Genomic DNA, 25180 nt, shown 5'->3' with positions numbered 1-25180 from the left:
GGATGTAATACTATACTCGAAAAGGTTTAAAAATTAACTTTTTCAAAATCGTGGGTTTAGCCTGTTTAGTTGCGGTTTCTAACCGCCTTTTTAAGTGAATAAACCCCTAATAATCTTAATGCAATAGAAAACTACACTTTGTTATCAGGTGCAAAAATCATAAATATGTTTAATAACTCTTTACTCTATAAAACAACCACAGTTGTCTTTATTGATTCCTCCGTTTCCGACTACCAAACCCTACAGACAGGAGTTGTTGAGGGAGTAAAAACAATCATTATTTCCCCAAATAAAGACGCAATCGAGGAAATTACAGAATTTTTACAACAACATCCCCAAATTACCAATATTCACATCGTTTCTCACGGTTCTCCTGGATGTTTGTATTTAGGAAATGGTCAACTGAATTTAGACAACATCAATAAATATGCTGAATTATTGCAGTGTTGGCAAAGCAAAAGTATCTTACTTTATGGTTGTAACGTCGCTGCGGGGGATGCTGGAGAAGAATTTGTTAGAAAATTACATGAGATTACCAACGCAACCATTAGCGCGTCAGCAACAAAAACAGGAAATGCAGCATTAGGGGGAAATTGGGAGTTAGAAGTTAATATTCCCACAGATGTAGAGACGTTCCATGGAACGTCTCTACCTTATTTGTCGGATATTGTTTTTGATGCAGACACCCTCAACACCTATCAGGGAGTATTTGCACCCACATTAGTCGGTAGTTATGATACGAATGGCTATGCTTTAGATGTGGAAATAGTCGGCAACTACGCTTATGTTGCTGATGCTAATTCAGGACTCTCTATCATCAACATCAGCAACCCATCTGCACCCACCCTCGTCGGCAATTATGATACTTCCTATGCTATGGATGTGGAAATAGTAGGCAACTACGCTTATGTTGCAGATGGTGATTCAGGACTTTCTATCATCAATATCAGTAACCCAGCCGCACCCACCCTCGTCGGCAATTATGATACGAATGACTATGCTTATGATGTGCAAGTAGTAGGCAAATACGCTTATGTTGCAGATGGTGATTCAGGACTTTCTATCATCAATATCAGTAACCCAGCCGCACCCACCCTCGTCGGCAATTATGATACGAATGGCTATGCTGAGGATGCGGTAATAGTAGGCAAATACGCTTATGTGGCTGATTATTATTCAGGACTGCAAATCATCAATATCAGCAATCCAGCCGCACCCACCCTCGTCGGCAATTATGATACGAATGGCTATGCTGAGGATGTGCAAGTAGTAGGCAACTACGCTTATGTTGCAGATGGTGATTCAGGACTCTCTATCATCAACATCAGCAACCCAGCCGCACCCACTCTCGTCGGCAATTATGATACGAATGGCTATGCTTATGATGTGGTAATAGTAGGCAACTACGCTTATGTGGCTGATTTCGATAAAGGACTCTCTATCATCAACATCAGCAACCCAGCCACACCCACTCTCGTCGGCAATTATGATACGAATCACTATGCTAATGATGTGCAAGTAGTAGGCAACTACGCTTATCTGGCTGATGCTGGAGGTGGCTTAAAGATTATTGATGTGAGTGAATTTACTAACCCAATCACAAACCAAGCACCAACTAATCTCACCCTATCTAACAGCAGCATTGCCGAAAATCAACCTATTAGTACAGTAGTTGGCAACTTCACCACCACTGACCCAAATACTGGTAATACTTTCACCTATAGCTTAGTTAGTGGTACAGGTGCAACTAATAACAGTTTATTTACCATCAGTGGTACTCAAATCAAAACCAAAGCTAGTTTTAACTTTGAAAGCAAAAATAGTTATAGCATTCGAGTTCGTACCACAGACCAAGGTGGATTATTTTACGACAAACAACTCACTATCATTATTAACAACATTGCAGAAAACCCCATTACAGGGACAGCAGCTAACAATATTCTCAATGGTACAGCCAATGCAGATCGGATTGACGGCTTAGATGGAAGTGATACACTCTACGGTTTAGCCGGCAATGATGATTTATATGGTGGTAATGGTAATGATACCCTCAACGGTGGTACAGGTGCAGATGCCTTAATTGGTGGTTTGGGTAATGATTCTTACTATGTTGATAACGTAGGAGATATCGTCACCGAAGCTGCTAATGCAGGAACTGATACTGTTTTCAGCACTGTAACTTACACATTAGCTAATAATGTAGAAAGACTGACTTTACAAGGTACTTCTGCAATTAATGGTACTGGTAACACCTTAAATAATGTCCTTAAAAATTACCGTCAACTTAGGACATTCCCCAAACCTCGATACTAATCACTTACCTCAATTAATAGTTGTCAGCCCTGGAGTACCTTGGGATATTCCTATTTTAGCCAAAGCGCGATCGCTAGGAATTGAAACTATTGGCGAAATGGAACTGGCTTGGCGACATTTGCAAAATATTCCTTGGGTAGGAATTACCGGTACAAACGGTAAAACCACCACCACAGCCTTAACTGCTGCCATTTTTCAAGCCGCAGGATTCAACGCCCCAGCCTGTGGTAACATCGCTGGTAATGATTCTTACTATGTTGATAATATAGGAGATATCATCACTGAAGCTGCTAATGCAGGAACTGATACTGTTTTCAGCACTGTAACTTACACATTAGCTAATAATGTAGAAAGACTGACTTTAAAAGGTACTTCTGCAATTAAGGGTACAGGGAATACCTTAAATAATGTCCTCACAGGTAACACAGCAGCTAACATTCTTGATGGTAAAACAGGTGCAGATACCATGATTGGTGGTGCTGGTAATGATTCTTACTATGTTGATAATATAGGAGATATCATCACTGAAGCGGCTAATGCAGGAACTGATACTGTTTTCAGCACTGTAACTTACACATTAGCCAACAATTTAGAAAACCTGACTTTACAAGGAACTGCTGCAATTAATGGTACAGGTAACACCTTAAATAATGTCCTTACAGGAAACGCAGCAGCTAATACTTTGACTGGTGGTGCAGGTGTCGATACTCTGAATGGTAATGCTGGTGCAGATACTTTAATTGGTGGTCTTGGTAACGATATCCTGTCTTTAGGTTTAAACGATAATGCTGTGGATATCGTTAAGTATGCTTTGAATGATGGTGCAGATACCATTACTCAGTTTGTGCGTGGTGTCGGTGGTGATAAATTCCAGTTCACAGGAATTGCTAATATTGATGTGGTGACATCAGGTAGTAATACTCTCCTACGCATTGGTGATGGCACAATTGGTAATTCTGGCTTTGGAACTGGTCAGTTATTAGCTACTTTATCCGGTACATCTGGGTTTAATAGTGCTAATTTCAATGTTAATCTGTTTGGTGCTAATTTCTTGTTTAGTTAATTAGTGGTTGATGATTTTGGTGGGTTAGCGAAAGCGTAACCCACCCTACAATCCTGATTCTGACAGATGATGTAAATGTCAACCGTCTGGATTATACAGAAATTCACATCATTTCGATTTTTAGGTTTTAGTACAAATAAAATTCCGCCACATCTGTTCTACAACCCATACTTCAGCCTAATGACAAGGTAAACTGGTGGAATTGACTGACGAAATTAAGTGACTTATGCCTGCATTTTTATTAGAAGTTGGTACAGAAGAACTACCTGCAAGTTTTCTGCGTAATGCCATCATACAATGGCGATCGCGCATTCCCCAAAGTCTGGAAGCAAATAGTCTGACTCCAGAAGCGGTTGAGGTTTATGGTACTCCCCGACGTTTAGCAGTTTTAATCACCGGTTTACCGTCTCAACAACCCGACAAGGAAGAAGAAATCAAGGGACCACCCGCACAAGCAGCTTTTAAAGATGGTAAACCCACACCAGCAGCAATTGGTTTCGCTAAAAAACAAGGTGTGGAAATCACAGCTTTAGAAATTCGTCCCACAGAGAAAGGGGATTTTGTCTTTGTTCAGAAAAAGACTGCTGGCCGTCCTGTTGCGGAAATTTTAACAGAATTGGTTCCCCAGTGGGTTTGGAATTTGGAAGGAAAGCGGTTAATGCGTTGGGGAAGCGGAGATGAAAGATTTTCTCGCCCCATTCGTTGGTTAGTAGCTTTGTTAGATGGGGATGTTTTGCCGTTAGAATTAAAGAATGGCGAAAAGACTGTGAAGAGTAATAGAATCTCTCAAGCACACCGCGTTTTACATCCCGAACCTGTCAGCATTTCCCACCCTACAGAATATGTAAATACTCTCCGTTCTGCTTTTGTGACTGTCATTCCTGAAGAACGGGAAAAAATCATCACCCAAAAAGTCCAAGCCGCAGCCCAAACAGCAGGTGGACATACAGTTTTTTACCCAGATTTATTAGCAGAAATCATCAATCTTGTTGAATATCCTTCCGCAGTTATCGGTAAATTTGAACCAGAATTTTTGCAATTACCAACTGAAGTAATTACAGAAGTCATGGTTACGCACCAACGTTATTTTCCCATCTTCAAAAATGACGATAATAATGAATTGTTGCCGAATTTCATCACAATTTCTAACGGTGATCCAACCAAATCAGATATTATTGCTGTCGGGAATGAAAGAGTAATTCGAGCGCGTTTAGCAGATGGCAGATTTTTCTATGAAGCTGATTTAGCTAAACCTTTAGAAAGCTATTTACCCCAATTAGAAAAAGTCACTTTCCAAGAAGAGTTAGGTTCTGTCCGTGCCAAAGTAGATAGAATCGTAAATATTGCTGGACAAATCAGCAACCAATTACAATTAGATGCAGCAACAAGCGAGAATATTCACAAAGCTGCATTATTATGTAAAGCAGATTTAGTCACGCAAATGGTGTATGAGTTCCCAGAATTGCAAGGAATTATGGGAGAAAAATACGCCTTAGCAAGTGGGGAAAATAGCGAAGTTGCAAAAGCAATTTTTGAGCATTATTTACCCACAGGTGCAGGTGATATCTTACCCGCAACTCTCACAGGTCAAGTTGTCAGTTTAGCCGACAAATTAGATACTTTAGTGAGTATCTTTGGTTTAGGTTTAATTCCCACCGGTTCATCTGATCCATTTGCTTTACGTCGTGCGGCTAATTCCATAGTCAAAATTACTTGGTTTGCGAATTTGCAAATTAATTTAGTGGTTTTAATTGAGCAAATAGCCACAAATTTTGCCACCACTTTTCACAAAGATGCAAAATCCTTAATTTCCAACTTGCAAGAATTTTTCTTACAACGTATCCGCACCTTATTACAAGAAGAAAAACAGCTAGATTATGATTTGGTAAATGCTGTTTTGGGAGAAAATGACCCAGAATACACAGAACGTGCTTTACAGGATTTATTAGATGTACGCGATCGCGCTCTCTATTTACAACAAATCCGCAAAGACGGTACATTAGATAAAATCTACGAAACCGTTAACCGTTCTACCCGTCTCGCAGCACAGGGAGATTTAGACTTTCAGCAACTAGAACCACAATCCCTTGTGAAACCAGAACTCTTCCAAAAGTCTTCTGAATCTGCATTCTATAACGCTTTAGTTGAGTTAGTACCCGAAACTCAAGCAGCCCAAAAAACCCGCAATTATCAACTGTTAATAGCCGCACTGGAAAAAATCGCTCCCACCGTCAGTACCTTCTTTGATGGTGAAGATAGCGTTTTAGTCATGGACTCAGATGCAAACATCAAGGGAAATCGGTTAAATTTGCTGGGATTACTGCGAAATCATGCCCGTGTTTTAGCTGATTTTGGGGCGATTGTGAAAAATCTGTAGCATAAAGCAACAAAAACTGGTGTAATTTTTACCAATTCGGGTTAAAATAAAGTAGCTTAACCAGGGATGCTACACAGTCAGTCTATGCCAGAAGCTTGCATTATTGGATTGGGAAAGTCCGGGGTTGCTGCGGCAAGATTGTTGAAACAGGAAGGCTGGGAGGTAGAAATCAGCGATACGAACACCTCCCCAACCCTTCTCAAACAACAACAAGAACTAGCCGCTGAAAAAATTACCGTCAACTTAGGACATTCCCCAAACCTCGATACTAATCACTTACCTCAATTAATAGTTGTCAGCCCTGGAGTACCTTGGGATATTCCTATTTTAGCCAAAGCGCGATCGCTAGGAATTGAAACTATTGGCGAAATGGAACTGGCTTGGCGACATTTGCAAAATATTCCTTGGGTAGGAATTACCGGTACAAACGGTAAAACCACCACCACAGCCTTAACTGCTGCCATTTTTCAAGCCGCAGGATTCAACGCCCCAGCCTGTGGTAACATCGGCTATGCTGCTTGTGAAGTAGCTTTAGCTGTAGAAAAACCAGATTGGATAATTGGTGAACTTAGCAGTTATCAAATCGAGTCTTCCGTCACCCTGTCTCCCCGCATTGGAATTTGGACAACTTTCACACCAGATCATCTTGCGCGTCACAAAACTTTAGAAAATTACTACAATATCAAAGCCAAGCTATTAAATAATTCTCAATTAAAAATATTCAATGGGGATGATGCCTATTTGAGTAAAATAGGTTTAAGTCAGTGGCAAGATGCTTATTGGACAACTGTCAAAGGTAAAGATTTTTTAATTGGTGAAAAAGGCTTTTATCTTGAAGATGGTTGGGTAATAGAAAAGTTAAACTCCACATCAGCACCCAAACAAATTGTGGAAGTATCCGCTTTACGAATGGTAGGAGAACATAACCAACAAAATCTTCTCATGTCAGTAGCAGCCGCCAGATTAGCAAACATTGATATTGAAGCAATATCTCATGCAATTCGAGAATTTCCCGGTGTTCCCCATCGTTTAGAACATATCTGTACCTGGGAAGGAATTGACTTTATTAATGATAGCAAAGCCACTAACTATGATGCGGCTGAAGTTGGTTTAGCATCTGTGAAAAGTCCAGCCATACTCATTGCAGGTGGTGAAGCTAAACCCGGAGATGATACAGGTTGGTTAGCAAAAATTCAAGCTAAAGCCGCTGCTGTTTTACTTATTGGTAATGCTGCACCTGCATTCGCTCAACGTCTGCAAGAAATAGGATATCATAACTACGAGATTGTGGAAACAATGGCAAATGCAGTTTCCAAATCAGCAGAATTAGCCAAACAACATCAAGCATCTGTAGTGTTATTATCTCCTGCTTGTGCGAGTTTTGACCAATATCCTAATTTTGAAGTGCGGGGCGATGATTTCCGTCAATTGTGTCTGAAAACTCCTATTTAATTTGTAACCAAATCATCAAAGCCAAGAATCGATAAGATTACAAAAACACTAGATTTGTAAAGGTTTAGCAGTGCTACAGAATCAAAGGATTAAACCATTTTGAGTATAGATGAATTAATCTCATTGATAATCAGATTCGATCACTTGTATTTGCGTTTATCTGCGTTTATCTGCGTTTAATAATTTATTACTGATTAATTGCTGAGACTTTTGTAAAATTTCTAAGTAGCCATCAGAATCAATAATTAATTTTTACCAGAAACCTGTTTACTAAATTTGAGAATTCAGCCTTAAGGAGGATGCTCGAATTACTTAAAAACGGTAAATTAGATAGTATATTTTACCCTGAGTGAAGTCTGGGCTTGGTTTCCCTTCCAAGCCTTTTTTGTTTATTTATTTTTCACCGAATCCTTTCGTCAACCCCAGCACATCACGAGGAAGTTCCTTCACTAGCCGAAATGGAAACAGTGAAGTTGAAGAAATTTGAGCATAATCTGGAGTCAGGAAAACTGCATAATTGCTGGCTTCAGGAGTTAACTGTGCAGCCATTGCTAAAGTTAAAGCTTTCAAATATTTGCGAATATCTGCAGATTTTTCACCCACTACTTCCCGATTAGAAAAAGATGAATTAGTGTTTCCCTGATTATTCTTAATCAGACTAGCATCCATCACACTCAGATGAGTACCACCAACTGCACCAACCAACCATTTAGGAGATGGAACTTTCGCAAAACTGATAATCTGTTCGCTTAAAGGTGGGGTAACATCATCGGCTGAACTTGTTAACATTAAAGTTGGTACTTGTACCTTTGTTAAACCCGTTTCACCAAACACTAAAGAAGTAGCAGGATTAAGAGCTACTATCTGTTTAATTCTGTCATCTCGTAATTGATAGCTATTTTCCGGTAATCCTTTAGCTACACACAAAAAACTTTGTAGCAAAGCCAATTTAGCCGATTGCTGATCACAGCTTTTTTTGAGACTGTCAATTTGGAACTCACCTCCAGCCAATGCTAAAGCTGTAGTACCACCAAAAGAATAACCGACAACCATAGTTTTATTAGTTGCTAATTTCCCTTTTAATGGGTTATCAGCCGTTTGATTTAGCTTTTCTAATTCATCTAAAACAAAGCTAATATCTTTTGGTCGATCTACAAATTCTTGAGGTTGAAGCAACGGAGTTTTATTTTTGACTGCTAAGTCCCTGCTTGTCTGATTACTACCAGAATGTTCTACAGCTGCGACTACATAACCATGAGAAGCCAGATGTTCAGCTAAATAACGCAAATCTGTACGATTTGTACCAAAACCATGAGAAAAGACAATTACAGGTTTGTCAGTATTTGTAGCAGTTGACCAATAAACATCTAAGGGAATATTACGTTGTCGCTTTTGATCATTCAGATTTAAGTTGAGGACTTGTACTTGGGCGTTTCCTGGTTGTGTAGGATCAACAGAGTAAGAAACTTGTACTTTTGTGGGGTCAATTCGGGGAGTCATAGCCAGCATCAACTGCTGAGTCCGCCAAAAAGCCATATTTAAACTCTGCGCTACTGTCAACGCTTGCGGTATACTAATTTCTAGGCGTTTACTGGGATAAGCCTCAATAAAATTGAGTACAGATAGACCTTGGGACGAACTAGCACCTAAAATTAAACCTGATCTGATTGCTTGAACTCCAGCTTTATCCTCGCGGACTATCGCCTTAGAGATGTCATTAAGAATGGTGTTACCAAGTTGAGTATTGAGTAACTGATTGAGAGTGACGACATTCACAGGTACTCTCATTTGTAAGCCGCGCACCAGGAAACTGCGTTGTTGTTCGGTTAATCTTTTGGTGTAAGTCCCTAAACTAGCAGGTAATTCTCCAGTTTCCGCAGTCTTTTTTAAATCAGAAAGAGAAACAGATTCTTCCAAAGCACCATACCGCACTACAACCGTATCTGCCGCTTGTGCAGAAGTGTTTACTCCCAATAGTTGCGTGATTGTGATGCCTACGGCAACGGCTTTGCCCAACTTGCAAACAACTCTTGCAACTGGCTTGAGATTGTCCCAGCTTTTTTCTGTTAACATCTTGAATTGCACCTCAACTTAAGGAATTGTACCTGGTTTTAGTGTGTTTGACTAGTATTATTATCAATTAAAAGTTACAATAAATAATCCTACCTCATTAACCAAATTTATTTAAAATTAATGTTAATAGCCACAAATATTGCCTGAATTGTCGTCTAATTTAAATACGACAATAATATATAGGAATCATAAATAATATTTGATAGCTTGCGTGGCGTAGCCATAAAATTTTAAGTAGTGTAGTAGGGCTATGCCCACCCTACGTAAAATTTCAAAAATCAAATAGGAGTCCTATAGAAATTTAAATCTCATGCCCACAAAATTATCTTGACTGTATGCGCCGCTCTTTGACTTATGGTTTAATTATCCTGTTTTCTATCATCATTATTATTATTTGGTGGCCTGTAAATGATTCTAATTGCAGTCTCGTAGATGTGCTGAAATTAAAAAACAGAAAATTTCAAGTCCAAGCCAGTCAGGTTATTGTTAAACCTTGGCATGGTGAACATAATATATATGGGATATTTATGGTTCCTGATGAATATAAAGAAACTCCATTTTTTATGTTAACAGTTCCAGGTAATCGCCAATACTGTTCTCGTCCTTTTGGCTATAGCCAAAGTTATGATGATGTTGTTGCCAAACCAGGAACCCATTTAATTAGGCACTATATGAGAAGTCGCATTGCTATAAAAATGATTTTTCAAGGTTTATATTCTCAGCTGAATAATCCCCAAAACTGGACTTTGACATTTCCTAAACCCAAGGTTAATTAAGTCGCTGGTGGAGTTGTCAAAACACCCGTTGTTTCTAACAAAGTAGTAGCAGCGTTGACAATAATTTGCGCCGAACCTGTGAAAAAAGAGCGATCGATATTTTTGGGTAAATCACTCGGTTGGTGGTAATTAGGACTACGCAGATTCGCAGTATCTGTCACCAATACAGCACCTACACCTTGATACCAAAATGGTGCATGATCACTACGTAAAGTATCCGGTGTCAACACACCTTTGAAAGGTATAGGTAATGTCAGTACTGCTGGTAGATTTTGATTAGTGTTGCTAAAAGCATTCAATAAAGGTAGATGTTCCATATCACCTACTACTGCTAAAAAATCGCCTTTATCGCTAGGTGGAGTTACAGGTAATCCAGTCGGATATTTTTGACATCCCGCAGTGTAACAAGCATAACCTAGCATATCCATGACAATTACACCCCGTAGATTTGATATACGTGCTTTTTGCTTGACAAAAGCTTGACTACCTAAAAGTCCTGCTTCTTCTTTGTCAAAAAAAGCTAACTGCAATGTTCTAGATGTGGGATAGTCAGCGAAAAGTCTGGCAACTTCTAATACCACAGCTACACCAGTGGCGTTATCATCTGCACCAGGAGAAAATTCAACGCTATCATAATGGGCAGCGATGAGAATTGCACCAGCAGCTTTGTCAGTTCCCTGTCGTTGGGCAAAAATATTTACACCTGTAGGAAATTTTTCTATTTGGGGTTTCCAGCCGAATTTCCTTAATTTAGTTGTAATATAAGTGCGAGTATTAAATCTCTCTTTTGTTGTAAATCGCTGAAAATTCAACTTTTGAATATGTGCCAAAAGCTGATCAGCAGACACCAATAGAGTATTAGTATTGTTATTCTGCGGTTCTGGCTGAAGTTGGGGCTTTTCTAAGGGAGTATTTTCAACAATAGGTAAAAGTTCAGGTTGCTGGAAAGCACCGCTAATGTCCATCACAGCTATTGCAACCAACATCACTAACATTAGCCAAAGCCATTTTTTCATCATTAATTACTCTTATAGCAGGGAACAGGGAACAGGGAACAGGTTAAAAGTTCACCAATCAACATCACAGCAACCTTAAATATCTTACTTGACTGCGGACTATACTCCACAGTTTAAGATACCTGTAGAAATAGCAAAATTTGATTTTCTAAAAGGTAACGATGAGTAAAACTGTTTTGATTACAGGTGCTTCCAGCGGCATTGGTGAAGCAACAGCCAAGTATTTCCTCCAGAAAGGCTGGAATGTTTCAGCAACGATGAGATCGCTCAATAAGGCTGATAATTGGGCAGAAGAAAAGAACGTGATCTGTCCCCATCTTGATCTCACCAAACCGGAAACCATAGCCTCTGCTACCCGCGAAACATTAGAGCATTTTGGGCAGATTGATGTTTTGGTCAATAATGCTGGATATGCGCTCATGGGACCATTGGAAGGTGTGACACCTGAGCAGTTAGAGCATCAGTTTCAAACTAATTTTTTCGGGCTTGTATCCACTATCCAAAATGTTATTCCAGTTTTGCGCCGGCAAGGAAAAGGCACAATCATCAATGTTTCTTCAATTGGCGGTCGTCTCGCTTTTCCGCTTACTTCCTCTTATCACGCCACTAAATGGGCTGTAGACGGACTTTCTGAGTCTCTAAGCTATGAACTACGTCCCTTTGGGATTCAGGTAAAAATTATTGAACCAGGTGGCATCAAAACTAACTTTTTTAATCGCGGCACAATTTGGGCTACCCATCCTGACTATGCACCAATGATCAATCATTTACAGCAGTTCACAAAGAAGATTAATGACTATTTAGCAGAACCAGAAGGGGTGGCAAAAACAATTTATCGGGCAGCAACTGATCAATCAGGAAGACTCCGTTACTCTCCTTACGGTGAGGCTTATTTCTTCCTACACGCCATACTTCCAGATAAATTATGGCGGTCTTTAGTTGGTAAGATAATGCTGGGGAAAAGCTATTAAATTCGTTCTGTCCTGATTAAAAGCACTTTAACAAATTTTCGGTCAAACGCTACAGTACGGCGGAATTTTAAAAGCAGATTACACAAACTTTTCAAAACTTTTCAGGAATTGTTGATGGTCTGCTTATTTGCGCCTTGCTGTACTAGTTTGACAGCTTGTCCTTTGACAAAATGACAAATTTAACGTAAAGTTCGCCTCTAGTAAAGTTCTGACTTAAGCTTCAGAACTCATAACTCAGGACTTTATTTATGTTGTTAGATTTGCTGTTGATGACAATCCTGGGCTTCCTGGGGAGTTTTGGACATTGCTTTGGGATGTGTGGCCCCCTAGCAGTTGCATTTTCCCTTTCGCATCAACAGGAAACTCTGGGTTGGCAACAGCAATTAAAATTTCATACCCTGCTAAACTTAGGGCGAATGTTGAGTTATGCTCTGGTTGGCGCTGGTATTGGCGCACTAGGTTCAGTATTAGTCGAAAGCGGGCAATTAGCAGGTATTGGTAGCGATTTCCGCCGTTGGATAGCAATAATTACTGGCATGATGCTGATCTGGTTTGGGTTAGGACAAGTAAAACCAGACTTAATACCGCGTATTCCCCTACTACACCCGATATTACAAAGTAGTTTACATAACCGACTGAGTGCAGGTATGGTGAAACTTTCCTTACACAGTAGATGGTGGACCCCAGCACTACTAGGGATAACTTGGGGTTTAATGCCTTGCGGTTTTTTATACGCTGCTCAAATTAAAGCCGCCGCAACTGGTAATTTATGGCATGGTGCAATTACCATGTTAGCTTTTGGTTTGGGAACTCTACCAACGATGTTGGGAGTAGGTGTTTCCACTTCCTTAATGAGTAAAGATCGGCGGAGTCAGTTGTTTCGCTTGGGTGGTTGGGTAACACTGATTATTGGCGCAATTACCCTGTTGCGGACTGGTGACACAATGGTAGACTACAGCGGACACGCCGCCTTGATTTGCCTAATTCTGGCGCTAATTGCTCGTCCTATTAGTAGCTGCTGGGCATCACCTCTGCGCTACCGTCGCGCTTTAGGAGTAGCTGCTTTTATTCTCTCTGGGGTGCATACCACCCACATGATAGAACACTCCCTACAATGGAATTTTGCCGCTTTCGGGTTTTTGCCTTGGGAATTTCAATGGGGTATGAGTGCAGGTGCTGTGGCATTGATGTTAATGACTCCTGCGGCTTTTACAAGTTTTGATCAAATTCAGAAGTATTTAGGTAAGTATTGGCGGCAAATTCATCTTTTAAGCGTTCCAGCTTTACTGTTGAGTACCATTCATGCAGTTTTGATTGGTTCTCATTATCTAGGTTCTTTAAAATTGAGTTGGGAAAATAAATTAGCGACTGTATTACTGGGAATCATCACTCTTGGGGTGTTATTAGTCCGTTGTCGCTGTTTTTGGTCAAAATTAAGTATAGAAAAGTTGTATGTCCCTCCAAACAAGTCGCGGTAAACTCAGTGTTTCAACTACACCCAGGTGGAGAAAGACAAATTATGTCTTATCACTATTTTTCCTAGTTATATTATTAACATCAGTTCCTCTTGCTTCTGCCCATAAGGTGCAAATTGCAGCCGATGTTGGTGGTACTCTCCACATTGAACCGAATGATAACCCCCGTGCAGGTGAACCCACTCAAGCTTGGTTTGCTCTCACCCGCAAAGGTGGTAAGGTATTACCGCTCAAAGACTGTAATTGTCAGTTGGCTATTTATGCCGAACCTTATACACCAGGAGAACCGGCACTGCTTGAGCCTGTCTTGAAACCTGTGCAGGCTGAACGTTATCAAGGCATACCAGGTGCAGAAATTACTTTTCCCAAACAAGGGGCTTATGAACTCAAACTGACTGGTAAACCTGCCACCGAAGGGAGTTTTCGACCTTTTGATTTAAAGTTTCAAATCACCGTGGCGGCAGGTAAGGCTGTAGAGACACCACAATCTGTAGAAAATATTACTAATCAACAGCAAGGTGGGGCAATAGGATTCATACAGCCTATAATTGTGATAGCAATTATACTGCTATCTATAGGTATTGTATTTTTCATGGTGCAAGGGCTGAGGAGATAGTAATTCGTAATTCGTAAACAGGGAACAGGGAACAGGGAACAGGGAATTCTTAATTTTCCTCGCGTCTCCGTGTCCCCCATCTCCGCGTCTCACCTGCTCCCTGTCACCTACTTATGCCGTTGTTGATGCCATTGCCAGGCATGGGCGACAATATCTTTAATATCTGGATACTGAGGTTTCCAGCCTAAGACTTTTTTGGCTTTCTCGCTTGTGCCGATGAGAACGGGAGAATCCCCAGGACGGCGATCGCACTCTTGAACAGGTATAATCTTTCCTGTTACTTCTTGTGCAGCGGCAATCACTTCTCGAACCGAGAAGCCGTTACCATTACCCAAATTGAAAACTTCACTTTCACCATCTTCGAGTAAATATTCCAAACCCAAAATATGAGCATCTGCTAAATCACTGACGTGAATATAATCCCGAATAGCAGTTCCATCAGAAGTAGAATAATCGATACCGAAAATCGAGATAGATTCTTGTTTGCCTAATGCTGTCATCAATACCAAAGGAATCAAATGAGATTCTGGATTATGATCCTCACCTAATAATCCATTGGGATCAGCACCAGCAGCATTAAAGTAGCGGAAACGCACCGATTTTAAGCCGTAAGCCACATCAAAATCCGAAAGAATCTGCTCTACCATCAACTTGGTAGTTCCATAGGGATTAATGGGATTTTGGGGATGCTCCTCAGTCAGCGGGATAAATTTGGGGACTCCGTAGGTGGCGCAAGTCGAGGAGAAAACAAATTTCTTAATAGAGGCTGCCAGCATCGCTTCTAACAGCGTTAAAGTACCAACAACGTTATTGCGATAATATTTAGCAGGATTGGTCACAGATTCGCCCACATATGTATAGGCTGAAAAGTGCATAACTGCCGCCACATCATGGGTTTTAAATAAATGATCTAACAGGGGGCGATCTTCTATATCACCTTCTATCAATTCTACCTGTAAAACTTTTTCCACTAAATCACGATGTCCATACACCAGATTATCGAGGATTACCACCTGATAACCTGCCTGTACCAAAGCCAGTACTGCATGAGAACCAATATAACCCGCTCCCCCAGTTACCAAAATGGTGGGCTTTCCTGCCTGCATAGTTTTTCCTTTATCTTGATAACGATTTGACTACTACTACTCAATTAATTTAGTTTACTGGTGCTATGTTGCTCTTCTGGAAAATCCTAAGATATAGACGCAGTGTCAAAAAATTGAACTAAAATCACTACGACGGTAGTCTGTAGGTGTGAGGGATGAAGTATGAAGTATTTTATAAGTCGGCTAATGGTGAAATTACAGTTTGACGATAAAATAAGTCCACTCCCCGCATCCTTTAGGCTTGCCACACCAGAAAATTAGAGAGTTAATCTATGTTTCAATTACTAAGCCGGGTATTGTTGTGGCTACTAATTGGTGTTGTCGCCTTTTCTTTATTCCAAAGATTTTATCCAACAGTAAGCTTTGTTGGAAGATTCGCTTTGGTGATTGTATTGGTCGTTTTAGCTTTGGCATTTCTTAATCCTAGTGAACCAGCAGTGGCTTCCTTATGGCGGTTCATATCGTTTCCACTCAAGCCTCTAGGAGCGTCAGTTTTAATGTTGATGATTGCTGCCCAAAAGATCAAAGGAGGTGGGATAGACAAACCAGGTGGGTTGTTATTGGGTTGGGCGCTGACGATTTTGCTATTGTCAAGTACACCAGCTATTGCTTACTTCTTAGTCAGATCCCCAGTAGCGGCTGGGCTGTCTCCATCTGCAACATTAGTAGCTTTGAGTCCTACAAGCAGTACTTTGAACATCTCAGATATCAGAGGGGATAGCATCTTACCTGTGGGAGATATTAATCGGACAACCATGGCCTTCAATGCTCTAAATATGGAAATACCATCGTATCTACTACAAAATCCTCAAGCCATCAGTACCAGAGGCTTACGAGTAGAAGATTTCGTACCTAATGCAGAAACACTGCAACTCACAACCCAAGTTTGGGAAAGTTATCTCAATCAGATTTATGTTTTCTTACGCGGGCGCTCTTAACAAGGTGGAAAACCTGATTATAAACAGGCCACTCTGCTACCTCTAAGTAGCTGGCCTGATTTAATAGTCACTCGATTTTGGATTTACGTTAGCGAAGCGTACGCAGCGCAGCGAGTATTTTGGATTTTGGATTGACTCCACTCTCAAGTGTAGAGCTTGAAAATTTTGGATTTGGGATTTACGTTAGCGAAGTGTACGCAGCGCAGCGAGTATTTTGCCGTCAGTAGAGGACGGGGAACCCATACCAAATTTTTTTTAATCTAAAATCTAAAATCTAAAATCTAAAATTCCTGGTCAGTTTGACTTGATAAATAGACGCATAAACAAGGGGACATAGAGACACGGGGACGCAAAGATGTAAACAAGCAAAGAAATATTTTTATGCGTCCTAGTGTACCCAGTTGATGATGGCTATGTAGTTTAGTCATCGATTAGAGTAGGTGAAGACTGGCTGCGGCAGTAACGACAATACAAGAAAACCATAGCCAGTTATTCCAGGATGATAAAGTAGCAAAATTGCGTGAATGGCACAATCTCGACGGCTTGAGAAACTCGGTACTTATCTGCGTCCCTATTGGCGAGAGACGACATTAGGCATTATTGCTTTATTGTTTGTGAATGGTCTAGGCGTTTATATCCCTTTGCTGATTCGCTCTGGGGTAGACAAACTTTCTACTACCTTTAGTTTGGATCAAATAATAAATTATGTAATTACAATCATCTTGCTGAGTTCAGCGATGTTGCTGATGCGTATGGCCTCCCGCATTTGGATATTTGGCGTAGGACGACAGGTAGAATTTGCACTGAAACAGCGGATTTTTGAACATTTACTGAAATTGGAGCCGGCTTATTTTGCCAATAATACTCCTGGAGATTTAATTAGTCGCGCTACTAGTGATGTAGAAAATATCAGGAGGTTGTTGGGTTTTGCGGTATTGAGTTTGGCAAATACTCTGTTTGCTTACGCTCTAACGCTGCCAGTGATGCTGTCTATTAGTGTGGATCTGACATTAGCTTCCTTGGCAGTCTATCCGTTTATGTTTCTGTTAGTACATCTGTTTAGCGATCGCTTGCGCCAACAACAATCAGCCGTGCAGGAAAAACTCTCGGATATGAGTGAACTTATCCAAGAGGACATTAGCGGCATTTCTTTGATTAAAATCTACGCCCAAGAAGAAAATGAGCGTCAAGCTTTTAACCAGAAAAATCAGCAGCTATTGGCAGCTAATCTGAAATTGGCACAAAGCCGAAATACTCTGTTTCCGCTGATTGGTGGTTTAGCTAATCTCAGTTCTCTGATCATCATCTGCTTGGGAACAATGCGGATATCTTCTGGAACTCTTGCGGTGGGTGATTTTTTGGCGCTGCTGATTTATGTAGAGCGTCTAGTTTTCCCAACAGCTTTGTTAGGTTTCACAATCACTGCTTACCAACGAGGTGAAGTCAGTATAGATCGCTTGGAATCTATTCTCAGCGTTACCTCAAAAATTCAAGATCCAGTAGATGCTATACATATCAGCGCCGACAACGTAAAAGGAAGACTGACAGCTAAAAACCTCACTTATACTTATCCTGGTGCTGCTACTCCAGCTTTAGATCATGTCAATTTTACTATTGCTGCGGGGGAAGTGGTGGCTATTGTTGGCGCTATCGGTTCGGGTAAATCAACGTTGGCTAATGCTTTACCACATTTGTTAGATATTGAAGCGGGGCAGTTGTTTTTGGATGGGATAGATATTACAAAAATAGCTATAAATGATTTACGAGGTGCGATCGCCTATGTTCCTCAAGATAGCTTTTTATTTAGCACCACCATTAAAAATAATATCCGTTATGGTGATCCGCTCAGTGAACAAGAAAGTGTAGAAGCAGTTGCCCGTCTTGCCCAAATCGAGGCAGAAATTGCTACTTTTCCGCAGCAGTATGAAACTATTGTGGGTGAACGAGGAATTACTCTTTCTGGGGGACAGAGACAACGTACAGCCCTAGCTAGGGCTATGCTGATTGATGCCCCGGTATTAATTTTAGATGATGCTCTCTCTAGTGTTGATAATCAAACAGCCACAAAAATTCTGAAAAATCTCGACCGTGGCACTCACAGGAAAACAGTAATTTTCATTACCCATCAACTTTCCGCTGCTGCCACATCTGACCGAATTTTTGTGATGAACAAGGGCAAAATTGTCCAAATAGGTAATCACTCAGAACTGATAGAACAACCAGGGCTGTACAGAACTTTGTGGAGCCAGTATCAAGTCGAGGAATTACTTCGATGAGCTATTCACTCTTAGGGACTTCCAAATCAAAAAATACCCTATCGCTTTTAAGGCAGGGAGAGAAAAAATTGATTGTTTGGAGTTCCCTAAGAGCCATTCTGCCCTAATTTGAACTTAACAAAAATATATATAGTCGGTATATATAGCCAGTGTCATCTAGTGTCATATATATTTATGACGGCGTTAGTTTTTTTTGAGATTGAAGTAGTATAAATTACAGAAAAGACTAATTTGACCTATTAATGATAATGTTCAAAATTGCACTAATAGCACCTTCTAATTCAGGGGAATTACCCGCATCTAGACATTACAGGCATATGGGAGCGATCGCGGCTTTAGTTCTCATCAGTGTACTAAGTTCATCAGGTGGCTCACCAGTTCAGCACACTATTTCTAACTGCTGGGAAGGATTAATTTGGGGCATAGCTGATCCAGTTATTGGCTTAGATCGGTTAGCTGGCATAGTTGCCATTGGTTTACTAGCTGCCCGATTTGGACGTGGTGCTTGGATAGGTATATCTTTTGTGATGGCTGCCTTGTGTGGACAAATAATTCATCTGTACCAAATAGATTTACTAGGAGCAGAAATTGCGATCGCCATGTTCACTATCGCTTGTGGCATCATTTTAGTCCGGCACATTCAACTTAGTGGGTTAATTATTGCCATACTGAGCGCTGCTGCTGGTTTATTTCAGGGGTATGCTGATGGTGAATCAATCATTGGTGCCGGAATAGTAACTGTAATTGCCTATGTTACTGGTGTGATTTTAACTCAAAGTGTAATTTTTCTCTGTACTAAAGAAATTGGTGCAATTATCGGTGGTAGAGAAATACAGCAAATCTTACCCAGCAAAATTCGCTTGGCTGGTTTAGCTTTTTGTGGCATCGGTATTGTGTTTTTAGGTAAATCATTCATCTAATCACATAAGTTGCTAGTGCAAAAAGGCAAAAGCAGCTATGCTAGAGCCAAAAGGGGAAAAAGCAAGTTGTATCAGCTTTTTAACCTTTTTTCACTGGATAGTTATTTTCGCCTTGCGATACTAGCAACTAGGATAAATGAGATTAAATAACATTAATCCCATGTTTGAATAATTACGCAATTAGTACGTTAGTTTAACAGACATGACCCTTCTCAAAATACAGCAAAAATCACTGTAAGTTACAGTGATTTTCGGGTAAATGAACCACATTTTTTGGTTTCACGCTCCAGACGCACAGGCGCAAAGAGGAATCAAGATTGTAGTCTAAATACATGAAAACTGCTGTAAATAGTTTTTCGGAATGCATACCAGTATGAGAATCATTGAGATTTTTTTGATACTGGAAATCGCTATTTAGCTTTGTATCACTGATTCTGAAATTATTGCATGAATACTAACAATATTACTATGATGATTTCTCAAAATTGGGGCGGACAGGAAATGATTTCAGCAGGAGTCGAAACTAAGATAAGTCGATTAGAATCTATTGTTGAGCAAATAGGGGAAGCAGTACTATCTACGACTGAAACAATTGAACGTCTAGCACAAAGAGTTGATGCTCTAAGTGTGCAAGTTGAAGCACAAGGAAAACAGGTACAGCAGCAGGGGTTTCAAATTTTCGCTTTGTGTGATGCTGTCCAAAGTCTAGCTGAAGCTCAACAAGATTCACTACAAGAACTCAGTCAATTGACACAAACAGTAGACAAAATTGTATCTTTGCTTCAAAGTTCAGATCAATAAACTTGAAGTTTCACGTCAAACCCTTAATTGAGTTATCGCAATATTTCCAGAAAAGCATACATCTACGTCACTACCAGGAGTACGATCTCGTTTACCATATTCCCCTACATAGTAAAAATCATCACCTTCGATCCGATAATTGACGGGCAAAGGCTTGGTGCATGGTTGACAAAACACTACTTCAGGATCTGTTTCTCCCGCCAGGAGATGAGGTAAATTGACGTTCCAAAAGCTACCAGGTTCTAAAGGACGTTGGAGTAAATCCGCCAAAATTGCTGATGTCCATTTAGCAGCTAAATCCCAATTGTAATTTAGCTTGCCTTTGCGATATTGAGAAATCGCAATTCCCGGAATACCGTGCATTGCCGCTTCTCTGACAGCAGCTACAGTACCGGAAATATAAGCATCCACTCCCAAATTACCACCAGCATTAATACCTGAAAGAATAAACTTGATATTTTTACAAATTTGTGTAGTTGCAATTCTCACACAATCGGCAGGAGTACCAGAGATAGCGTACTCAAACTCAGAACGGCGTTGTAGTTTAATAGGCACAGTTGTTGTCACTTGATGTCCACAACCAGATTGATGTTCTTGTGGTGCAGCGATAATCACATTTTTCCCATTTACCGCTTTCAGTAAGGCTTGAATACCTGGTGCATCGATGCCGTCGTCGTTAGTTAAGATGATTGTCATTATTTTTAAGTTACTTTTAACACCAACAGCGGAGAATTATCCCCTGATCAGATGCTTTTGACATAGGTTCTGTAGTATTTTGATTGCAAGAGTGTCTTAGTAGGATTCATTTCATGAAACAGCTACTCAAGCAATTATTTAGTAGTCACACATATCTTATCCGTCTCATTTTACCCTTAATGGTGATGCTGATGGCGGCTTCTCAGTTTGCTATGCCAGCTTTTGCTACAGGTGTGTATCAAATACCGAACTTGGCACCAGACACCTGGATTGTAGATCAAGGTGAAGTTATTAGTCGTTTCAATGAAGGTCAAATTAGCAGCGCTTTCAAAGAATTGGCACAGGAAACTGGTAACGAAGCCAGAATTGTTACTGTTCACCGACTTGACTATGGGGAAACACCAGAAAGTTTTGCTAAAGGACTATTTGAAAAATGGTTTCCCACAGCAGAAGATCAAGCTAATCAAACTTTATTGGTGATTGATACTGTCACTAATCGTGCCGCTATTGTCAGCGGTGATCAAGTCAAGTCTACACTGACAGATGAGATCGCTGATAGTGTGGCTGAGGATACATTGGGTGTGCCATTACGTAATGGGAATAAATATAATCAGGCATTTATTGACGTGCGCGATCGCTTAGTCGCTGTCATTTCCGGTAAACCTGATCCTGGTCCACCAGAGATAGTAGAAACTATACAAGTAGAAGGTACATTTGGAAAAACCGAAGGAACCGAAAAAGATAATGCGATCGCTTGGATAGTGGGATTGTTAATTGCTGCCACTGTCATTCCCATGGCCACTTACTATATCTATCTAGCCGTTCAACCATCAAATGAGGCATAGGTGATTGGGGATAGGGATTGTATAAAATATCTTACCCATCCCTATTCCTAGAGTTGGATAGTTATTTTGAAAATTGAGATGGATAATTTCATATATAATTATTCACTCCCCCCTAAAAAATAGTCAAAATCCTTGATTTATCCTGGATATAAGGGGGATAATTTAAATATGGTTTTAAACCCATAGTCCGAAACCCTGATTCTGCGGGCGTTCTCAAAAAATAGCAAGGGTATTGTTATTTACTTTAGATTATGGTAAATTCTCTATGTGTTTATTATTTAATAAAAATTGTGTGTTATGACGATTCCAGCTTAATTGACACATGACTGGAATTCTATAGTTTGTCCATCCTGCTCACATCATCCCATATGTTTCCTGTTGGCAACAACTATAAATTATGAAAAAATCTTCTGTTTATCAGCGATTGAGTCTCAATACTGTACTTGCTTTAGCAACCGTGACTTTAAGTTTGTCCATCGGTAGCGTTAATGCTTTTGCTCAAGAAAAACCTACCATCTCAGTACCAGACTTCAAAAATGAAAATAACTGGTGGTGGTGGAAGAGCGATACATCTAGACAGTTGGCAGATGTCCTGAGCAATGAATTAACCTCAACGGGAAAATTCACCGTTGTTGAGCGACAAAAGTTAGAAGCCGTCATTTCAGAACAAGAGCTTGCTGAACTTGGGTTAGTTCGCAACGGAACCGGTGCAAAGAAGGGACAACTTACTGGGGCCAAATATATTATTTTGGGCAAAGTAACTTCTTTTGAGGAAGGAGTTGATACTGAAGGTAGTGGAGTAGGGGTGGGAGGCATTCGCCTAGGTCCTTTTAGTTTTGGTGGTGGCACACGTAAGAACAAGGAAAAAGCTTATGTCGCTATTGACCTGCGTGTTGTGGATTCTACCAGTGGGGAAGTAGTTTATACCCGTACTATTGAAGGACGTGCTACTAGTGAATCGCAGAGCAATGCAGGGAGTGTGAGTATCAGTGGTATAAACATTGGAGGTGATAATCAGAAGACTAGTAAAGCCCCTGTTGGTAAAGCGATTCGAGCCGGGTTGATCGAAATAACGAATTATCTAAGCTGTGTGATGGTTGATAAAGGTAGCTGTATAGCTGAGTTTGAAAAGAAAGAACAGCTTCGCCGTGAGAATACTCAAAAAGTTTTAGACTTAGAATAAATAGCGTCAAGTCGCTTCTCTCCAATTAAAAAAAGGTCATCAGTATGTAAATAGCAGCTATTTTGAAGATGTTGGCATAACTGGGACGCAGGAGGCAGTGAAAAGTAATCAGTAACCAGATATAACTGATAACTGATTACTTTGCCTAATCCTGAATATACTCTTGCCCTGTCACTAAAGCAACTTCAGCGCGGACAAATTCTCTACCCAAATAAGCCGCATGGTCTAGTAAAGTAAGAGGACAGGGTTGAGTTTCTTCAAAAATCTTCACACACAGTTCTTTTGCAGTCCTGCCACTAAATACAGTTGTGTGGGTTCTTTCTACCTTTCCCCGTGCCGGAATTACCTGACCTGTTTGTGGATCTACAGCTAAACCGCGATCATCAATTACATTTGTGAAATGCTTGGCGTAAATTAACTGTTCATTCCGGTCTATGTAAATAATGAAATAGCCACTAGGATCAAGGTCAATATGACGTTGAGAAAGTTTATTATCAATTGCGGTCAAATTTTCAAGTAGCAAATTCATAAGCATTCTCAAAAGAAAAATTATTTCGACAGTCTTTTTAGATTACATCTCAAAGGTATTTATTGCTGAGGTGAGATTTTTCCTAAGCATCACCTTTACTAAAAGGCAACTCTGCATTAATCGCCTCCATTTCCTGTTGTTCCATTTCATTAACTTCCCGAATATAGGGACGCAAAATTTGTCCTAAACGATTGTTGTAAAAGCGATGGAGACTGTAATTCGGTTTGGCTGGAAACCCGCGCCGTTTCTTGTGTCTTCCGCCCGCACCAGGGTCAAAAGTTTGGATACCGTGAGCGATCGCCCACTCAATCGGTTTATAATAGCAAGCATCAAAATGTAAGCAATCTATTTCTTGAAAACTACCCCAATAACGCCCATACAGTCTGTCATCCTTAAATAGACAAAAGGACATTCCCACAGGTTGGCGATCATCCTCTTCATTGTAAGCAGCAAAAAACACTACCCGATGGCGATAACTATGGTATAGCTGCTCAAAAAACCGCTTTGTCAGATACTTGCTACCCCACCAACCAAACTTATCGCAGGTATCAGCATAAAATTCGTACATCAAGGGAAACAGAGACTTAGGAATTGCTTCACCAGTCAATGCTTCAAGTCTTAAACCTGCTTTTTCAACAGCTTTGCGTTCCCGTTTAATATTGCGTCTTTGATTAGCATTGAATACTGTCAAGTAATCATCAAAAGTTTGAAATTCCGCGTTTTCCCAAATGTAACTATGGTGTAACCAAGGCGTAAAACCTTGTCTTTCCAACACAGCCCGCCATTGAGGATCAACATAGAGAAAATGACAGCCGGAAATACCATGCTTGATGCAGAAAGAATCAATCTCATGCAACATCATCGCCGTGATTTCTTCCTCATCTTCCCCAGCAGCAATTAAGAAGCGATAGCCTTCAGCCGGAGTAAAAGGAGACATTCCCAACATTTTTGGATAATATTCTACCCCAATGCGAGAAGCTAACTCTGCCCACTGATGATCAAAGACAAATTCGCCTTGACTATGCCCTTTTAAATAAAGTGGGGCAGCAGCAATTAATATTCTATCTCGCCACAACGTTAAGTGATTTGGCAACCAACCTGCGTTCGCTGTAGCACTGTGGGAGGTTTCCATATTATTCAGCCACTCCCACTCCAAGAACGGGGTTTTGAGTGGCATCGCTAAAGCATCCCAGGCTTCTTGGGTAACTTCAGCAATTTTGTTAGTCCAAACGACAGAATAGTTCGGTTTAAGTGGTTTTACCATCGTGTGGGTTTTAATCTTTAAAAAGTTAGCAAAAGCTTTCATTAGCGTAATCTATAGAAGCTTGTCGTTGCAGCCGATAGCGCCAAAATACTTCCTGTTCAATTGTATTAACTTCTAGAAGTTGCAACATTAACCAGCATTTAACTGGTTTTTGAAAGAATTTAATATCCGGATTGAGGCAGCCAGAACTCGAAATCACTATATGAACGGGCTGAGGAGTTCTATTTTATTTTGTTCTCTGTTGCAGTTGTGTTGAATCCAATCCTGTAAGTATTGTACTTTAGGGATGAAGCGTAACAGCAACGAATAAAACGGCATGAGAGGCAGCAATTTGTTTTTTTAGGTAGGTTTGTATCAGTCCCAGAGGCCAACAGTGCGATCGCTATCTGCTTTCTTGCCATCTACACTCATGTCTATAACCATTGTGGTATGAGGACGATACTTTACCATTGGATTGGTTTGATAGTTTTGAACTTTTCTTGTGAATGAG

20 protein-coding genes are annotated in these 25180 nt (G+C 40.4%); 14 read left to right on the top strand and 6 right to left on the bottom strand.

Translation table 11 applies throughout. The features are described 5' to 3' along the window. Window positions 1-165: 165 nt before the first annotated feature. The 4 genes from A9Y75_RS26420 to murD all read left to right on the top strand — a co-directional run bounded on the left by A9Y75_RS26420 (window position 166) and on the right by murD (window position 7205). Window positions 166-2313, top strand: coding sequence for a DUF4347 domain-containing protein (locus tag A9Y75_RS26420; protein WP_275519449.1), 2148 nt, complete (start codon window positions 166-168; stop codon window positions 2311-2313). Beyond that, window positions 2261-3376, top strand: a complete 1116-nt coding sequence (locus A9Y75_RS11940; RefSeq protein WP_071189786.1) for a calcium-binding protein — start codon at window positions 2261-2263, stop codon at window positions 3374-3376. The genes A9Y75_RS26420 and A9Y75_RS11940 overlap by 53 nt, the downstream gene beginning before the upstream one ends. A 226-nt stretch (window positions 3377-3602) precedes the next feature. Beyond that, on the top strand, window positions 3603-5753 hold the full coding sequence (gene glyS, locus A9Y75_RS11935; RefSeq protein ID WP_071189785.1) for a glycine--tRNA ligase subunit beta: 2151 nt from the start codon (window positions 3603-3605) through the stop codon (window positions 5751-5753). 84 nt (window positions 5754-5837) lie between these two features. Beyond that, window positions 5838-7205 carry a UDP-N-acetylmuramoyl-L-alanine--D-glutamate ligase gene (gene murD / locus A9Y75_RS11930; protein WP_071189784.1) on the top strand — a complete coding sequence of 456 codons (1368 nt, stop codon included), beginning with the start codon at window positions 5838-5840 and terminating at the stop codon, window positions 7203-7205. A gap of 393 nt (window positions 7206-7598) precedes the next feature. On the opposite strand, the gene A9Y75_RS11925 is transcribed toward murD, so the two are convergent. Continuing rightward, on the bottom strand, window positions 7599-9278 hold the full coding sequence (locus tag A9Y75_RS11925) for an alpha/beta hydrolase (protein ID WP_071189783.1): 1680 nt from the start codon (window positions 9276-9278) through the stop codon (window positions 7599-7601). A gap of 335 nt (window positions 9279-9613) precedes the next feature. Between A9Y75_RS11925 and A9Y75_RS11920 the strand changes: the two genes are divergently transcribed. Beyond that, window positions 9614-10054 (top strand): hypothetical protein, encoded by a 441-nt coding sequence (locus A9Y75_RS11920; RefSeq protein WP_071189782.1) that lies wholly within the window; start codon window positions 9614-9616, stop codon window positions 10052-10054. Here A9Y75_RS11920 and A9Y75_RS11915 read toward each other — a convergent pair. After that, a complete protein-coding gene (locus A9Y75_RS11915; protein ID WP_071189781.1) occupies window positions 10051-11070 on the bottom strand; it encodes a M20/M25/M40 family metallo-hydrolase in 1020 nt (339 codons plus the stop codon). The genes A9Y75_RS11920 and A9Y75_RS11915 overlap by 4 nt on opposite strands. A 161-nt stretch (window positions 11071-11231) precedes the next feature. On the opposite strand from A9Y75_RS11915, the gene A9Y75_RS11910 reads away from it, so the two are divergent. The 3 genes from A9Y75_RS11910 to A9Y75_RS11900 all read left to right on the top strand — a co-directional run bounded on the left by A9Y75_RS11910 (window position 11232) and on the right by A9Y75_RS11900 (window position 14132). Then, window positions 11232-12041, top strand: a complete 810-nt coding sequence (locus tag A9Y75_RS11910; RefSeq protein WP_071189780.1) for an SDR family oxidoreductase — start codon at window positions 11232-11234, stop codon at window positions 12039-12041. Window positions 12042-12292: 251 nt separating this feature from the next. Next, the gene (locus tag A9Y75_RS11905) at window positions 12293-13519 is read left to right on the top strand and encodes a sulfite exporter TauE/SafE family protein (RefSeq protein WP_071190128.1); all 1227 of its coding nucleotides are present in this window, start codon (window positions 12293-12295) and stop codon (window positions 13517-13519) included. Next, window positions 13494-14132 carry a hypothetical protein gene (locus A9Y75_RS11900; RefSeq protein WP_071189779.1) on the top strand — a complete coding sequence of 213 codons (639 nt, stop codon included), beginning with the start codon at window positions 13494-13496 and terminating at the stop codon, window positions 14130-14132. Before A9Y75_RS11905 ends, A9Y75_RS11900 begins: the two co-directional genes overlap by 26 nt. A gap of 107 nt (window positions 14133-14239) precedes the next feature. Here the strand turns inward: A9Y75_RS11900 and galE are convergent, their stop codons facing one another. Then, window positions 14240-15238 carry a UDP-glucose 4-epimerase GalE gene (gene galE / locus A9Y75_RS11895; RefSeq protein ID WP_071189778.1) on the bottom strand — a complete coding sequence of 333 codons (999 nt, stop codon included), beginning with the start codon at window positions 15236-15238 and terminating at the stop codon, window positions 14240-14242. A 272-nt stretch (window positions 15239-15510) separates the two neighbouring features. Between galE and A9Y75_RS11890 the strand changes: the two genes are divergently transcribed. From A9Y75_RS11890 to A9Y75_RS11875, 4 genes are all read left to right on the top strand, one after another. Continuing rightward, on the top strand, window positions 15511-16176 hold the full coding sequence (locus A9Y75_RS11890; protein WP_071189777.1) for a hypothetical protein: 666 nt from the start codon (window positions 15511-15513) through the stop codon (window positions 16174-16176). Window positions 16177-16700: 524 nt separating this feature from the next. Continuing rightward, complete coding sequence (locus tag A9Y75_RS11885) at window positions 16701-18452, top strand: ABC transporter ATP-binding protein (protein WP_071189776.1); 1752 nt, start codon at window positions 16701-16703, stop codon at window positions 18450-18452. Window positions 18453-18700: 248 nt separating this feature from the next. Continuing rightward, complete coding sequence (locus A9Y75_RS11880) at window positions 18701-19372, top strand: HupE/UreJ family protein (RefSeq protein ID WP_071189775.1); 672 nt, start codon at window positions 18701-18703, stop codon at window positions 19370-19372. A gap of 447 nt (window positions 19373-19819) precedes the next feature. Then, window positions 19820-20173 carry a hypothetical protein gene (locus A9Y75_RS11875; RefSeq protein ID WP_071189774.1) on the top strand — a complete coding sequence of 118 codons (354 nt, stop codon included), beginning with the start codon at window positions 19820-19822 and terminating at the stop codon, window positions 20171-20173. Window positions 20174-20188: 15 nt separating this feature from the next. Here A9Y75_RS11875 and surE read toward each other — a convergent pair whose 3' ends face one another. Further along, entirely contained in the window at window positions 20189-20869 is a 681-nt protein-coding gene (gene surE / locus A9Y75_RS11870) for a 5'/3'-nucleotidase SurE (protein WP_071189773.1), read from the bottom strand. A gap of 113 nt (window positions 20870-20982) precedes the next feature. Between surE and A9Y75_RS11865 the strand changes: the two genes are divergently transcribed. Further along, window positions 20983-21714: a TPM domain-containing protein gene (locus tag A9Y75_RS11865; protein ID WP_071189772.1), complete on the top strand. Its 732-nt coding sequence runs from the start codon at window positions 20983-20985 to the stop codon at window positions 21712-21714. Window positions 21715-22111: 397 nt separating this feature from the next. Next, window positions 22112-22897, top strand: coding sequence for a CsgG/HfaB family protein (locus A9Y75_RS11860; RefSeq protein ID WP_071189771.1), 786 nt, complete (start codon window positions 22112-22114; stop codon window positions 22895-22897). A gap of 145 nt (window positions 22898-23042) precedes the next feature. On the opposite strand, the gene A9Y75_RS11855 is transcribed toward A9Y75_RS11860, so the two are convergent. Continuing rightward, window positions 23043-23426: a DUF4346 domain-containing protein gene (locus tag A9Y75_RS11855; protein WP_071189770.1), complete on the bottom strand. Its 384-nt coding sequence runs from the start codon at window positions 23424-23426 to the stop codon at window positions 23043-23045. Between the two features lie 82 nt (window positions 23427-23508). After that, complete coding sequence (locus A9Y75_RS11850; protein ID WP_071190127.1) at window positions 23509-24690, bottom strand: GNAT family N-acetyltransferase; 1182 nt, start codon at window positions 24688-24690, stop codon at window positions 23509-23511. Window positions 24691-25180: the final 490 nt, after the last annotated feature.

This window comes from Trichormus sp. NMC-1, assembly GCF_001858025.1.
GTDB lineage: Bacteria > Cyanobacteriota > Cyanobacteriia > Cyanobacteriales > Nostocaceae > Anabaena.
Note: the sequence above shows the minus strand (reverse complement) of the source record. Positions and strands in the feature narration are given on the sequence as shown.

Bases quoted from the DNA above. Each gene is read 5' to 3' on its own strand.
- A9Y75_RS26420 (WP_275519449.1), top strand. From the start codon at position 166: ATGTTTAATAACTCTTTACTCTATAAAACAACCACAGTTGTCTTTATT.
- A9Y75_RS11940 (WP_071189786.1), top strand. From the start codon at position 2,261: ATGTCCTTAAAAATTACCGTCAACTTAGGACATTCCCCAAACCTCGAT.
- glyS (WP_071189785.1), top strand. From the start codon at position 3,603: ATGCCTGCATTTTTATTAGAAGTTGGTACAGAAGAACTACCTGCAAGT.
- murD (WP_071189784.1), top strand. From the start codon at position 5,838: ATGCCAGAAGCTTGCATTATTGGATTGGGAAAGTCCGGGGTTGCTGCG.
- A9Y75_RS11925 (WP_071189783.1), bottom strand. From the start codon at position 9,278: ATGTTAACAGAAAAAAGCTGGGACAATCTCAAGCCAGTTGCAAGAGTT.
- A9Y75_RS11920 (WP_071189782.1), top strand. From the start codon at position 9,614: ATGCGCCGCTCTTTGACTTATGGTTTAATTATCCTGTTTTCTATCATC.
- A9Y75_RS11915 (WP_071189781.1), bottom strand. From the start codon at position 11,070: ATGAAAAAATGGCTTTGGCTAATGTTAGTGATGTTGGTTGCAATAGCT.
- A9Y75_RS11910 (WP_071189780.1), top strand. From the start codon at position 11,232: ATGAGTAAAACTGTTTTGATTACAGGTGCTTCCAGCGGCATTGGTGAA.
- A9Y75_RS11900 (WP_071189779.1), top strand. From the start codon at position 13,494: ATGTCCCTCCAAACAAGTCGCGGTAAACTCAGTGTTTCAACTACACCC.
- galE (WP_071189778.1), bottom strand. From the start codon at position 15,238: ATGCAGGCAGGAAAGCCCACCATTTTGGTAACTGGGGGAGCGGGTTAT.
- A9Y75_RS11890 (WP_071189777.1), top strand. From the start codon at position 15,511: ATGTTTCAATTACTAAGCCGGGTATTGTTGTGGCTACTAATTGGTGTT.
- A9Y75_RS11885 (WP_071189776.1), top strand. From the start codon at position 16,701: ATGGCACAATCTCGACGGCTTGAGAAACTCGGTACTTATCTGCGTCCC.
- A9Y75_RS11880 (WP_071189775.1), top strand. From the start codon at position 18,701: ATGTTCAAAATTGCACTAATAGCACCTTCTAATTCAGGGGAATTACCC.
- A9Y75_RS11875 (WP_071189774.1), top strand. From the start codon at position 19,820: ATGAATACTAACAATATTACTATGATGATTTCTCAAAATTGGGGCGGA.
- surE (WP_071189773.1), bottom strand. From the start codon at position 20,869: ATGACAATCATCTTAACTAACGACGACGGCATCGATGCACCAGGTATT.
- A9Y75_RS11865 (WP_071189772.1), top strand. From the start codon at position 20,983: ATGAAACAGCTACTCAAGCAATTATTTAGTAGTCACACATATCTTATC.
- A9Y75_RS11860 (WP_071189771.1), top strand. From the start codon at position 22,112: ATGAAAAAATCTTCTGTTTATCAGCGATTGAGTCTCAATACTGTACTT.
- A9Y75_RS11855 (WP_071189770.1), bottom strand. From the start codon at position 23,426: ATGAATTTGCTACTTGAAAATTTGACCGCAATTGATAATAAACTTTCT.
- A9Y75_RS11850 (WP_071190127.1), bottom strand. From the start codon at position 24,690: ATGGTAAAACCACTTAAACCGAACTATTCTGTCGTTTGGACTAACAAA.